Origin of the sequence: Rhizobium skierniewicense Ch11, assembly GCF_023757665.1 — a bacterium.
Classification (GTDB): Bacteria; Pseudomonadota; Alphaproteobacteria; order Rhizobiales; family Rhizobiaceae; genus Agrobacterium; species Agrobacterium skierniewicense.
Window position 1 is genome coordinate 1 of record NZ_RXPG01000009.1, and the last position, 13,356, is coordinate 13,356.

Below are 13,356 nucleotides of genomic sequence, written 5' to 3' on the forward strand. Positions count from 1 at the left end.
GAAAACACCACCTGAACGAGAAGCCCAAAAACGCAAAAACCCACCGACAAAAATCGGCGGGTTTGTCAGCAGTCTGAAATGGCCCCGACTGGGGCCATTTTTTTAAGCTTGATTTACGTCAAATTGAACATCACATCGTCAGTGCTTTTTCTGCTTGCCGGCCTCTGAAACGGCATCTTCAAACCAGCGGCGCGCTTCCTCGACGGTTTTGCGTCCATCCAGTGCCGCTCTGCATGCGCTCCGGGCTCTGACGAACGTCAATCCACGCACGTGCGGCCAGTTGTCGGTCAAAAGTGCCAGGGCATCAAACGGCCCGGCAATGACGTTTCTGGTATTCTTGTCGAAGCTCACTTCGACAGGTTCCGTCCATATTGCTCGCTTCATTCGGACACCTCCCTATCAGCCGATGTCAACGAGTGTCTCGCCGACATGGTTCCCACGAAAGAGAATATTTGCGAATGCTTAAATTTACAATCGGAAATTTAAATCTCAACGGAAGCCGAAGAACGACAGGATAGCGAGAACGATGACGACCAGGCCGACGATGTAGATAATCTGATTCATGGGAGACACTCCAGGTTGCGCATCGAATGGGCCATTTTGCCGGCGCTAAAGTATTCGATGCTAAAACAAGACACTCACCGTAACGTGAATGCCTTCTGGAAGTTCCATCCATGCAAGCAATTTCATTGCGCACGAGGGGATTGCCCTCTCGGCATAATTGCCAGCCTTAGCTGTTGCTCAACTTGAACTGAACGACGTCTATGGTCCCGGCACGGAAACCGGCGGAGCAATAATGCAGGTAGTAGCGCCACATGCGGAAAAAACGCTCATCGAATCCGAGCGGCTCAATGCGGTGCCAATTGGCGAGGAACGCGCGGTCCCACAGCATCAGGGTGCGGTCGTAATCCTTGCCGAACTGGAGCGTGTCGGTGTTGGCAAAACCCTCCAGTGCAGCCGCATCGCGGAACTTGGTGATCGAGGGCAGCATGCCGCCGGGGAAAATGTAGGTCTGAATGAAGTCAGCGTTGCGACTATATTCATCGAATCGGTCTTCATGGATGGTAATGACCTGCACCATGGCTTCCCCACCTTTTGCCAGAAGCTCGCGCAGGCGCCGGAAATAGGTCGGCCAGTTCTCTTCGCCCACGGCTTCGAACATCTCGATAGAGACGATTTTCGAATATTGCCCCTGGCAATCACGGTAATCTTCCAGTCGGATATCGGCACGGTCTGCAAGACCTGCCTTTGCAAGCCGCGCCCGCGCGAAATCCGCCTGTTCGGTCGAGAGCGTAAGGCCTGTCACACGGCAGCCGGTCTTGGCGATGGCATATTCCGCAAAGCCGCCCCATCCGCAGCCCACCTCCAGCACGTGGTCGTCGGGTCCGATCTTCAGCTGTTCGACAATGCGGTCGTATTTGGCGTTCTGTGCTTCCGCCAGGCTCTGGCCCGGCGTTTCAAACAGCGCCGACGAATAGGTCATGGTCTCATCGAGCCATGCGGAATAGAAACGATTGCCCAGATCATAGTGGAACGAGATATTGCGACGGCTGCCTGCCTTTGAGTTGCGGCGAAGGCGGTGGCGCAGAAGCGCGAAGGCGGACACCAGCCGGGATGGCTCGGAAACGGCCTGCCAGTTTTTCTCATTGGCGATGGCGAGCTCCAAAAGGCTGACCAGATCGGGGCTCTCCCAATCGCCATCCATATAGGATTGCGCAAAGCCGAGGCTTCCACCCATGACCAGTCTTCGCACCACGCGGCCGCGGTTCAGGCTGATCACGCCGTGCGGCCCGGGTTCAGGCCCGCTGACGACATATTCGCATCCACCGGGAAAGACCAGAGTCAGGCGACCATGGGTCATGTTGCTCACCCGGCGGCAGATCATCCGCTGCCATAAAGGGGCGCGATCCATCAAAAACGGGATGGTTTCCTCCTCGGCGTGACTCATTTTCTGATACCTCCCGTTGTTGCGCCCGCCGCGTCACGGTCATTGACGCTGACAGAACTCGCGATGCGTTGCTTCGCGGCCTTGTGTCGATAAATCGGATTGCCTTTTGCCCAGAGGCGAAGCGCTTCCCAATGAATGGCGCCCATGATCTTGAGCGTCATCAATGGGTAGGTCAGGAGTGCGCGCCCCAGTGTGCCATCGCTCAACGCGCGGCGCGTTCCGGCAAAAGACGCAAACAGCAAATCGCCTTCGCCGTCCTGTTCGTTGATGGTCACGAGCACCTTGTCATCCGGCGGACGGATGCGGAACTCGTAGGTACATTCCATCGGCACGAAAGGCGAAACATACATTTCCTTGGCGCAGGAATGCTGCACTGTGCCGTTGTCGTTCACGACAGCCGGAATGATGTAGGTATGGCGCTCGTGAAAGGTATTGCAGACCTCATAGAGAATGGCCACGAGGCGGTTCTGGTCGTGCCGGTCATGGCAGAAATAAACCGTCAGCGGATTGAAGACATACCCGAAGATTCGCGGATAGCAGAGCATGTCGACGCGCAGGGCATCGGGCGGTATGTTCAAGCCCGCAGCCGCCAGATGGCGCTCCACCCATTGCTTCAATTGACCTTTTTCACCGGCGCCATGGTCGGTGTCGCGGAAGCTGAAGATGGCGCGTCTGTTATAACCGAACAGGCGTAGCCCCTTGTCCAGAATGGAAAGCTCATCCAGATCCAGCAGGAGCGAGAAGACGCGGTATCGCATCTTGTGTGCATGCGGGCGGTGGCGCGCATGCACGACGTGTCCTGCGTAGATGGCTGAGCGAAACGTCATGACGCCAAAGCCTTGTCGGGGCTGAGGAAAATCCGTCCCGATTCCTGCGCGACGGTCCACGGACGCTTCACACCGCCAAGAGCCTCTGCAACAGCCAGACCTGATTGCAATCCGTCCTCATGGAAACCGCTACCGAAATGCGCGCCGCAGAACCACGTGTTTCGACGGCCTTGCAGGCTCCACAGCTGCTTCTGTGCTTCGAGCGCCTTGGCGTCGAAGAGTGGGTGGGCATAGTCGAAGCTGCGAATGAGTTTGGCGGGATCTATCGGTCTGGAAGGATTGAGCGTCACGAAAAGCGGGTTTGCCTCATCGATGTTCTGAAGGCGGTTCATCCAATAGGTGACGCAGAGCTGCTCGGTGCCGGTCGCGTTGGGTTCGCTCAGATAGTTCCAGGCGGACCAAACGTTGCGGCGCTTCGGCATCAGCGTTTCATCACGGTGCAGCACAGCGGCATTGCGGGTATATTCGAACGCCCCGAGCAGCGAGCGCTCCCGCTCATCAGCATCGGCCAGAAGCAAAAGCGCCTGATCAGCATGGGTGGCTATCACCACGTCATCGAAATGGGATGCCTGACCGGATCGGTCCAGCAGGGTGATGCCACTGTTGTCACGCCGGATGGCTTCGATCTGGCTGTTGAGAACAACAGTACCTTTAAATTGCGCCATGATGCGTGCGACATATTCGCGACTGCCACCTCTGACGGTTCGCCATTGCGGCCGGTCCGACAGTTGCACCAGCCCGTGATTGACGAAGAAGCGGATGAAGGCTTGCAGGGGATAGGCGCGCATATCGGCCGCTGTTGTCGACCAGATCGCGGCCCCCATCGGTAGCAGGTGATCGTCCACGAAGCTCAGCGAGTAACCGTTGGCATCCAGATATTCGCCAAGACTTGTCGTCTGCAAAGACGGATCGTTCAGAAGCTCCGGCGCCTTTTTGTAAAAACGCAGGACGTCTCGCACCATGCTCCAGAAACGGGGCCGTAAAATGTTGGAACGCTGACCGAACAGGCCGTCGATGCCCGAGCCGGAATATTCCAGAGAGCCGCCACGCAGGGACGCGGCAAATGACATATCGGATTCGTCGGTTTCGACGCCCAGATGTTTGAACAGGGCGACGAGGTTTGGATAGTTGCGTTCATTATAGACGATAAAACCGGTGTCGACAGCGATTGGGTCCGATCCGGGAACATCGGCAAACACCGTGTTGGCATGGCCGCCCAACCGGCTATCTGCCTCAAACAGGGTCACATCCGCAGATTTATCCAGCATCCATGCAGCGGAAAGGCCGGAAATGCCTGAGCCGATGACGGCAATCCGGGGTCTTGTGTGTCGATTGCTCTCGCCCGTCATCATGTCCATTGCCGTTGATTCCATATTCCCATGTCAGCCATTACGCACCCGGTTGGCAACTGGATTGCTCACCGTTCATTTTTTTGTCGCTGGTGATCCACTGGAACATCGCTGGCGTAATTGGTTTCATGACAATAAACGTTTCCATAACTGGACCTGCGTGCCAGTATATTAGGAGCAACCGGAACAGCCCGGTTGCAGCCAAGCCGTATGGACGCGGAGTGAAGCCGATCCGCATGAATGATACCGTCAAGAATACGATCGAGAGTGAATGTCCTGGCCTCATCAAAGCTGTTGCAACCGAGCGCAGTGTCGAGGCTTTCGAGGTGCTTTTTCGGTATTACGGGCCGCGCGTGCGGATCTATATGTTACGGCAGGTGCGTGATGCGCAAGCCGCTGAGGAACTGATGCAGGAAACCATGTTGACGGTCTGGAACAAGGCCGCCCTTTTCGATCCGGCCCGCGGCAACGTGTCCGCCTGGATTTTCAGAATTGCCCGAAACTTGAGAATTGATGCGCACCGCAAGGACAAGCGACCGGAATTCGACATCAACGATCCGGCTTTCGTGAAGGACGACGCACCTGCCGCCGACACACAGTTGGAAGAGGTCCAGGATGCGCAGCGTCTGCACCGCGCTTTGGCGCAATTGCCGCAGGAGCAACTCGACTTGCTGAAGCGCTCGTTCTTCGATGAGGCGTCCCACAGCACCATTGCCGAGCAACTCGGCCTCCCCATCGGAACGGTCAAATCGCGCATCCGGCTGGCCTTTGCCAAGCTGCGCGCAGCACTGGAGTCACGCACATGAGTGTACGGCATCAGGTCAGTGACGAATTGCTTCTGGATTACGCATCGGGAAGCCTTGGGGAGAGCTGGAGCCTTGCAGTCTCGACGCATCTCGCCTTGTGTCCCGAAAGCAGGCAGAGGCTCGAAGCGCTGGAAATGACCGGCGGCGCGCTTTTAACGGACATCGAGCCGACGCAGGGCAACGTGGATGCAGACTGGGAGAAGATACGCACCCTTCTGCACGCCGACAGATCATCTGCAACCTCCCGTTCGGTCGCGCAGGCCAGAGACGACGCAGTGCTGCCTGAGCCTTTGCGCTCCTATGCCGGTGGTGATGTGGACAAGCTCAAATGGAAACAGCTCGGACCCGGTGCTTACCATTTCCCCATCCCTACACGCGATGGCGAGGCCAATGTCCGGCTGCTGCGCATACCGGCTGGCAAACCGGTGCCGGAACATACGCATGGTGGGCGGGAACTGACGGTTGTTCTCTCCGGTTACTTTAAAGACGGCAACGACGTCTTCCGTCGCGGTGACTTCGAGGAAGCAGACGAAGATTTGATGCACCAGCCCGTTGCAGGTGAAGGCCAGGACTGCATCTGTCTGGCCGTAACCGACGCGCCACTGAAATTCAAAAGCTGGCTGGTTCGCCTCGTTCAGCCTGTTCTGGGCATATAAGGAGAGCGGACGATGGACTATCTCCTAGCCTATGTCGGTACAGCCATCGTCTTTTTCGGATTTGATTTCCTGTGGCTGTCAAAGCTGGCCATCGGCTTTTACAGGCGTGAAATCGGCGGTCTGATGCTGGCAAAGCCCAACTTTGCGGCTGCCGGTATCTTCTACCTCTTCTACATCGCGGGTATCGTCTATTTCGCCGTCGTGCCTGCACTCAATGGCGATGGCTGGCAGTCGGCTTTGGTGTCCGGCGCCATCCTTGGCTTTATCAGTTACGGCACCTACGACATGACCAACCTCTCGACGCTCAAAGGCTGGTCCCTGAAAATGTGTGTTGTCGATATTATCTGGGGCACCGTGCTGACGGGCGCCGCTGCCGTCGGCGGATATTGGCTGGTTCAGCTTGTCCTGTAAGCCGTATCGGTGAGCTCGCGCCACTTTCGATAAGTGCTCTCCAGGCCCAAGAGCGGTTGGACCGTGTGATAGGACTGAGGCGGCGCCTGTCGCGTCACGAGCAGTGCAGCACCCAAAGCCGTGCCTGATGGGCTGTTCCCATCGGTGACCATGACGCCCGCACCGGTTATCGCAGCCAGTGCAGCGGTGAAATGCGTGTTTCTCGCAAACGGCCCTTCAACGATGATCGTGGGAGCTTTGCCGATAAGCTCAAGGCAACGTGCCGTCATCATGGCAGCGTAGAGAGACGCAGCCACCCAGCGTTCATCATCATCTCGTGGCTCCCTGATCCAATGCCCTTTCATTCCGGGATACGGTCCGGAACCTTCGACCGCATTGGGACAATAAAGAATGATGTCGGTTACGACACGACCGAGTGCTGCCGCGCTTGCCGAAGGATCACCTGGCGTGACGCCCGCAGTCAGCAGCTCGAACTCCCGCCCGCCCATGAAGCGGGCCGAGGGCACGGGCTTTGCGAACGCATCCACATTGACCAGCGTATCGCGTGCCGGATCAAGCGTTTCCAACGGTGCCCCGACGCCGAAGCAGACGACCCATGTACCGGTCGAGATCACCGAAAACGGACCTTTACGCACCATCAGATGCGGCAGCAGCGAGGCGTTGGAATCGTGAAGACCGCAATAGACCGGTATGGCTTCCCCGGCACCGATACGCTTCGCCATATCGGGCAAAAGCGATCCGAGCGTATCGAAGGCCGAGCGCACGGGTGCCATCAGTTCGGTGATGCCCAGACTGTCCGGGAGGCTTGAAAATGCAGCCTTGCCCGGCTGCCAGAGATCGGTGTGACAGCCAAGCGACGTTACCTCGTTGGCCTTAACACCGGTCAGTCGATAAGCCCAGTATTGCGGATAGGTCATGATGTCGGCGACATCGGCGAAGGCTTCGGGAAATTCTGTTTTCTGATAATGCAGTTGCGCGCCGACATTCAGCCCCATGGGAAGAGCCGGCGAGAAGGTTTCCTCAAAAGGAGGGCGCAGAACGGCATAAGCTTTTTGGATGTCATTGGGATAGCTGTGTTCGTAATCCAGAACCGGCAGCGCCAGATTACCCTCGCCATTCAGCAGAGCGGCACTGGCACCGTGGGTCGTGATGGAAATGGCCTGATATCCTGGCTCCCTGTAAAATGCAGCCAGCCCCTCAAGGATGAACGTCCACAGCGCGTCAATATCGTAATGCGGGTAAGGTGGGCTACTCAGAACCCGGTTGGCGACCTTACGAGAGGCGATTTCCTCGCCGCTCTGCCCATCAACGACGATCACCTTGGCGTGTGTCTTGCCGATATCGATGATGGCGACATTGCGGACCGGCGCGCTCATGGCAGGTGAAACAACAGGGTGAGGTTGGTCGCGACGGGGGAATGATCCTGATGGCTTTCCATGATGTCGGACATATGCGCCCACCATTTTTTCATCACCGGATGGTCGGGCAAAGAGGCCATTCCGTGGTTCTGGCGGCGGGTCAAAACACCAAATAGAATATTTGTTTCGTGATCGAGATGAATGGAATAATCGCTCACGCCCGCCTCATGCAGCAGCGTAACCAGTTCGGGCCATATCTCGTCATGGCGCTTCCTGTACTCGGCTTCCATGCCGGGAAAGAGCTTCATCTTGAAGGCGTGTTTTTCAAGGTCCGGCATGGTCTACCTCATGGCTCGCAGGCGGCGAACGACAATGGGAATGGCGATGGTGATGATGAGAAGCAGGCCGACGAAGATCGACATGACGATGCCGGGAACGTTCAACAAACCCAACCCGAAGGTGACGAGGCCCATGACGAAAGCGGCGATGACCACCCCGCCGATGGTGCCGGATCCGCCGAGGATAGACACGCCACCCAGCACCACCATCGTCACCACTTCCAGCTCCCATCCTTGCGCGATGGAGGGGCGGGTGGAGCCGAGGCGGGATGTGAGGCATACGGCGGCGATGCCGCTCATCAGGCCGGTCAACAGGAAGAGGATAAACTTCACCCGCTCCACCGGGATGCCGGAAAAACGTGCGGCGAACGGATTGGTACCGATAACATAGACCTGCCGCCCGAAATTCGTGGCGTGCAGCAGGATGGCGAAAACCACGGCCATCACCACGAACAGCAGGAATTCGAAAGAGATGACCCAGAAGACATAACCCTGGCCGAAATAGGCAAAGTCTTCCGGGTATTTGCCGAAGGCCTGATCTCCGAGCACCATGTAGGAAATGCCACGAAACAGGCTCATCGTGCCAATGGTGACCACGATGGATGGCAGTTTCAATCCGGCCACCAGAAAGCCGTTGAACGCCCCGCAGATAAGGCCGGTGCCGATGCCGATGGCAACCAGCCCCGGCGTGCCGACACCCAGTTGCACCGCATAGCCCATGGCGGTGGAGGCGAGCGCGATGATGGCGGCGACCGAAAGATCGATCTCACCTGCAATGATGAGCAGCGCCATGGCGAAGGCGATCAGCGCCTTTTCCGTGAAATTGAAGGTGGCGTCCGAGAGATTATAGGCATCGAGGAAGTAGGGCGACGCAAAGGAATTGACGATAAAGATGAGGATGGCGACGCCGAGCAGGAGCACCTCCCAGCTGGCCATGATGCGCTTGAATGGTGTGCCGAGCTTGTCTGGAATGACCCGCGGCGTCGAGGTGTCAGATGCGGTCACGCTCATGCCGAAGCCTCCTTGGTGATTTCAGTCCTGGCTCTGTCACGCAGGATGATGCGGCCTTTCTTGGCCTCCGCACGGGCATTGAAGACGACCGCCAGCACGATGACGACGCCCGAAATCGCCATCTGCGCGAAGGGCGAAATGCCGATGACCGGCAGCGCATTCTTGATGACACCGAGGAAGAGCGCACCGAGCACGGCCCCCGCGACGGAGCCGATGCCGCCCGCAATCGAAATGCCGCCGATGACATTGGCAGCCACGCTATCCAGCTCGAAGCCGGATGCGATATCGACATAGGCCACTGCGTATCGGGAGACCCAGAGATAGCTTGCCAGACCCGCCAAGGCACCGGAGAGGACAAAGGCCAGGAAGCGCGTTCGTCCGACGTCGATACCGGCATAAACAGCCGCTCCCGGATTGCCGCCGGAAGCGTAGGCGGAACGCCCGAACGAGGTGCGGCTCAACACCAGCCATGCGCCTGCGATGATGAGGATCGCCACCCATGACAGCACCGGCATGCCGAGGATTGGCGTGCGCGGGACGTTGAGAAACGTGGGCGACATCTGATGTGCATTGACCCAGGCGCCGCCTGACAGGACGAAGGCCATGCCGCGATAGATGGTGAGCGTACCCAGCGTGACGACGATGGAAGGAAGTCCCAGCCACCAGACAAGAATGCCGTTGATCGAGCCCAGGAACGCACCGATGGCCACTGCCAAGACGATGAGGACGGGCAGGGGAAGGCCGGGAAAGGCAGCATTGGTCATGGCCACCGCCATGCCGGTAAAGGCAAGGTTTGCGGCCACCGACAGGTCGATGGATTTCGTCAGGATCACCGCCATCTGGCCCAGTGCCAGAATGATGAGGATCGAGGTATCGTTGAAGATGTTGACGAGATTGCCCGGTCGCTCAAAGCCCGGAGAGCGCCAGGAAAAGCCTGCGATCAACAGGATGATGATGCCTGCCAGCAGCCATTCGCGGTTCTTGAGTAATCTTTTCATGCTGTGGCTTCCCCTCACGCATTGCCCGTAGCGGCGCGCACCAGCTTTTCCGGTGAAAATTCCGCCCGCTCGAACGTGCCTGCCATCAGGCCTTCCCGCATCACGATGGCGCGGTCGGACATGCCAAGGATTTCCGGCAGCTCGGATGAAATCATGATGATCGATAGTCCCTCGGCGGCAAGCTCGCTGATGAAGCCATGCACGGCGGCCTTGGAGCCGATATCGATGCCCTTGGTCGGCTCGTCCAGAATGATGACCTTGGGCTGCGTCGCCAGCCATTTGCCGATGACGACCTTCTGCTGGTTACCGCCGGACAGTGTGCCGACCGGCACGGACAAGGCCGCCGCACGCAGATCAAGACGAGAGGCATATTTCCGGGCAAGCGCAAATTCGTTTGCTGCTGTGAGAAAGCCTTTTCGCGATGTTCGCGAGAGAGAGGGCAAAGACATATTCTGATAGATCGGCATATCGAGCGCCAGCCCGTGCCGTCCACGCTCTTCCGGCACATAGACGATGCCCGCGCGGATCGCATCTTCGGGTGAGCGGATGGCCAGCGCTTCGCCATTCAATGTGAGCGCGCCGGATGCGGGGCGGGTGATACCGAAGAGCGACTGGCAAAGCTCCGAGCGGCCAGCGCCGATCAACCCGTAAAGACCGAGAATTTCACCCTTGCGCAGGTCGAAGGAAATGTCGCGAAACTCCGTCTCGTGGCAATAGCGTTCGACGGAAAGCGTCGTCGCGCCGATGTTGACAGCCTGTTTCGGAAAGGCGTCCTTGACGTCGCGCCCCACCATCAGGCGTACGATTTCATCCTGCGGGGTCTGCGCCAGATCGCCCGAACCGACCATCTTGCCATCGCGGAAAACCGCATAGCTTTCTGCTATTTCATAGACCTCATCGAATTTGTGGCTGATGAAGAGGATGGCCTTGCCCTGCCGCTTCAGGTTTTCCACGATGCGGAACAGGTCGTCTATTTCCTTGCGGGAAAGCGCTGCTGTCGGCTCATCCATGATGACGATGCGCGCTTCGACAGACAGCGCACGGGCAATCGCCACCAGATGCCGCTGCGCAATCGACAGGTCTTTCAACCGGATCGTTGGATCGATCTTGCTTTCCAGCCGCTCTAGAAGCGTGCGCGATTGATCGTTGATCGTCTTCCAGTCGATCAGCCCGAAACGGGTTTTTGGCGCATGGCCGAGAAAGATGTTTTCGCCGACCGAGAGTTCATCGAACAGCACGGTTTCCTGATGAATGGCGGTGACACCGGCATCGAGAGCATCCTGCGCGCTGTGAAACGTCACCGGCTGGCCATCCAGCAGGATCTCGCCTTCGTTGGGCCGGTAAATGCCGGTCAGGATTTTCACCAGTGTCGATTTGCCTGCACCGTTTTCACCGATCAGCGCCGTAACCTTGCCGGGATAGAGCTGGATGTTGACGCCATCCAGCGCTTTGACGCCGGGGAATATCTGGCTGATGCCGCGCATTTCGAGAATGGGCTCCAGTAGCGAAGCCCCTGGCGCATCTGCGATTTTTGTTTCAGCACGCATTATCTATTTTCTTTGGTTGTGGGTGGGCTTACCCCCCTCTGTCCTGCCGGACATCTCCCCACAAGGGGGGAGATCGAGTCGCGGTTATCTCTCGCCAAACTCTCACCTTGAATGTGAAATGGCAGCGTGCGCCAAGCCAATCTCCCTCCTCGTGGGGGAGATGCCCGGCAGGGCAGAGGGGGGTAAGCCCCACCCACTACCGTCCGTCAGATCAGAAAATCTTCGAGAACTGATCGATGTTCTTGGCGTCATAGATAAACGGATCGGCCATGGCCGCTTCGCTGTTTTCGCCAACCTTGATCTTGCCCATGCGTCCGGCCTCGATCTCGGTGCCCGGCTTGCCGTCAGCATCACCCTTGACGAGGTGATAGGCGATCTGGGTTGCGGAGTAGCCTAGGTCGATCGGATTCCAGATGGCGAATTCCTTGGTGGCACCGGACTTGATAGCGCCGGCCATTTCAGAAGGAAGGCCAAGGCCCGTCACGAAGACCTGACCGATCTTGCCTGCATCCTTCACCGCCTGCGATGCAGCCAGCACACCGACGGTGGTCGGCGCGACGATAACCTTCACATTCGGCTGCGAGGTCAACAGGCCCTGCGCTTCACGGTAGCTCTTGTCGGCCAGATCGTCGCCATAGACGGTGGTGACGAGGTTGAGGCCGGAGAAGTCCTTCAACTGCTTCTTCATCTCTTCGATCCAGATATTCTGGTTCGTCGAGGTGGTCGTGGCAGACAGGATCGCAAATTCACCCTTGCCGCCTTCCAGATGCGCGGCTGCCAGTTGCAGGCACATCTTTCCAATCAGCGCATTGGATGAAGGGTTGAGCTGGAGAATACGGCCCGCCGGTGCAACGCCACTATCCCAGGAGATGACCTTGATGCCGCGCTGTGCTGCTTTCTTGAGGGCTGGCACCACCGCATCCGGATCGTTGGCGGAAATCGCGATGGCGTCCACACCCTGCGCAATCAGCGAATTGATGACTTCGATCTGACCTTCCGCCGTGGTCGTCGTGGGGCCGGTGTAGATGATCTCTACGCCGCCGAGCTCCTTGGCAGCTTCCTGCGCGCCCTTGTTGGCGGCCTCGAAGAAGCCGTTGCCGAGCGACTTGACGACCAGCGCGATTTTCATGTCTTTTGCCTGCGCTATGTTGCCAAAACCGGCAACGCCGATGGCAACACTGAGCGCCAAGGCGCGGGTCAGTTTTCTGCGTGTAAGTTTCATGTTCTGTTTCCTCCCGTTAAAACCACTCCCCTCCGGCGCCCCTCAAGCAACCGAAGCAGAACCCTCTTCATCCGCCGATGGGGGCGCCTGAGCGCCCGCAACCGATCCGGCGACAACAAGTGCGACGCCCGCTGCCTCGACCATTCGCGCTGCCTCGTCCGAAATGCCGTCATCGGTGATGATGGTCGAGACATTATCCAAGGGGCAGAGAATGAGGCTGGAGCGTTTGCGGAACTTGGAGCTATCGACCATCACGATCAGTTCCTCCGCCTGCCGCATCAATTTCTGTTCGCTCTGGATGACCAGCGCGTCCGACTCCATGATGCCGAGCGCACCGACACCTTGCGCGCCGATAAAGATGCGCCGCGCATAGAAATTGCGGATCGCGTCATTCTCGAAAGGCGACAGGATCAGGCTCTGGTCGCGGTAGATCGCGCCGCCGGGAACGCTGACATTGCATTTCGAATGCTTGACGAGATGTTCGGCAATGGCGAAGGAGTTCGTCATGACCTGCAAACGCCGGGCCGACATGTAGTGCACCATCTGGAAGGTGGTGGTGCCACCATTGATGATGATCGCGTCGCCTTCCTCGCAGAGATCGACGGCCTTGCGTGCAATTGCGCGTTTCTTGTCGATATTGACCGATTCCGACACGCGAAATGGCCGTGCAGCCAGATTTCCAAGCTGTGGCGGGTGTACCGCCTCTGCCCCACCTCTCACGCGCCTCAGCTTTCCCTGAACATGCAGAGAGGCGATATCGCGCCGGATTGTTGCTTCGGAAGCATCCGTCAATTCGGCAATATCCTGCACCGTCACAACAGGCTTTTCCTGTATGGCGCTCAAGATGATGCGATGGCGTTCGCTTTCGTGCATGGGGTCCTCCTG

Annotated in this window: 14 protein-coding genes; 3 read left to right on the plus strand and 11 right to left on the minus strand. The window is 58.0% G+C overall.

From position 1 onward, the window contains the following. Positions 1-138: 138 nt before the first annotated feature. From EKM04_RS08370 to EKM04_RS08385, 4 genes are all read right to left on the minus strand, one after another. The gene (locus tag EKM04_RS08370; RefSeq protein WP_174151987.1) at positions 139-384 is read right to left on the minus strand and encodes a DUF982 domain-containing protein; all 246 of its coding nucleotides are present in this window, start codon (positions 382-384) and stop codon (positions 139-141) included. Positions 385-730: 346 nt separating this feature from the next. Then, positions 731-1,948 carry an SAM-dependent methyltransferase gene (locus EKM04_RS08375; RefSeq protein ID WP_174151989.1) on the minus strand — a complete coding sequence of 406 codons (1,218 nt, stop codon included), beginning with the start codon at positions 1,946-1,948 and terminating at the stop codon, positions 731-733. Further along, a complete protein-coding gene (locus EKM04_RS08380; RefSeq protein ID WP_183893796.1) occupies positions 1,945-2,775 on the minus strand; it encodes a DUF1365 domain-containing protein in 831 nt (276 codons plus the stop codon). The genes EKM04_RS08375 and EKM04_RS08380 overlap by 4 nt, the downstream gene beginning before the upstream one ends. After that, a complete protein-coding gene (locus tag EKM04_RS08385; protein ID WP_183894425.1) occupies positions 2,772-4,124 on the minus strand; it encodes an NAD(P)/FAD-dependent oxidoreductase in 1,353 nt (450 codons plus the stop codon). Before EKM04_RS08385 ends, EKM04_RS08380 begins: the two co-directional genes overlap by 4 nt. Positions 4,125-4,360: 236 nt before the next feature. Here EKM04_RS08385 and EKM04_RS08390 point away from each other — a divergent pair, with 236 nt between their 5' ends. Genes EKM04_RS08390 through EKM04_RS08400 form a run of 3 tightly spaced genes read left to right on the plus strand, consistent with a single transcriptional unit; the run spans position 4,361 to position 5,997 of the window. Further along, positions 4,361-4,930, plus strand: a complete 570-nt coding sequence (locus EKM04_RS08390) for a sigma-70 family RNA polymerase sigma factor (RefSeq protein WP_174151991.1) — start codon at positions 4,361-4,363, stop codon at positions 4,928-4,930. Beyond that, positions 4,927-5,586, plus strand: coding sequence for a ChrR family anti-sigma-E factor (locus EKM04_RS08395; RefSeq protein WP_183893798.1), 660 nt, complete (start codon positions 4,927-4,929; stop codon positions 5,584-5,586). The genes EKM04_RS08390 and EKM04_RS08395 overlap by 4 nt, the downstream gene beginning before the upstream one ends. A 12-nt stretch (positions 5,587-5,598) precedes the next feature. Further along, complete coding sequence (locus EKM04_RS08400; RefSeq protein WP_183893800.1) at positions 5,599-5,997, plus strand: DUF2177 family protein; 399 nt, start codon at positions 5,599-5,601, stop codon at positions 5,995-5,997. Here EKM04_RS08400 and EKM04_RS08405 read toward each other — a convergent pair. From EKM04_RS08405 to EKM04_RS08435, 7 genes are all read right to left on the minus strand, one after another. Then, on the minus strand, positions 5,982-7,373 hold the full coding sequence (locus EKM04_RS08405) for an FGGY-family carbohydrate kinase (protein WP_183893802.1): 1,392 nt from the start codon (positions 7,371-7,373) through the stop codon (positions 5,982-5,984). The genes EKM04_RS08400 and EKM04_RS08405 overlap by 16 nt on opposite strands. Beyond that, entirely contained in the window at positions 7,370-7,693 is a 324-nt protein-coding gene (gene rhaM / locus EKM04_RS08410; RefSeq protein ID WP_183893804.1) for an L-rhamnose mutarotase, read from the minus strand. The genes EKM04_RS08405 and rhaM overlap by 4 nt, the downstream gene beginning before the upstream one ends. Positions 7,694-7,696: 3 nt before the next feature. Continuing rightward, entirely contained in the window at positions 7,697-8,704 is a 1,008-nt protein-coding gene (locus tag EKM04_RS08415) for an ABC transporter permease (RefSeq protein WP_174151997.1), read from the minus strand. After that, entirely contained in the window at positions 8,701-9,702 is a 1,002-nt protein-coding gene (locus EKM04_RS08420; RefSeq protein WP_183893806.1) for an ABC transporter permease, read from the minus strand. Before EKM04_RS08420 ends, EKM04_RS08415 begins: the two co-directional genes overlap by 4 nt. A 14-nt stretch (positions 9,703-9,716) precedes the next feature. Continuing rightward, positions 9,717-11,249, minus strand: coding sequence for a sugar ABC transporter ATP-binding protein (locus EKM04_RS08425; protein WP_210290026.1), 1,533 nt, complete (start codon positions 11,247-11,249; stop codon positions 9,717-9,719). A gap of 211 nt (positions 11,250-11,460) precedes the next feature. Beyond that, complete coding sequence (gene rhaS / locus EKM04_RS08430; RefSeq protein WP_183893808.1) at positions 11,461-12,471, minus strand: rhamnose ABC transporter substrate-binding protein; 1,011 nt, start codon at positions 12,469-12,471, stop codon at positions 11,461-11,463. 42 nt (positions 12,472-12,513) lie between these two features. Next, a complete protein-coding gene (locus tag EKM04_RS08435) occupies positions 12,514-13,344 on the minus strand; it encodes a DeoR/GlpR family DNA-binding transcription regulator (protein WP_183893810.1) in 831 nt (276 codons plus the stop codon). Positions 13,345-13,356 lie beyond the last annotated feature (12 nt).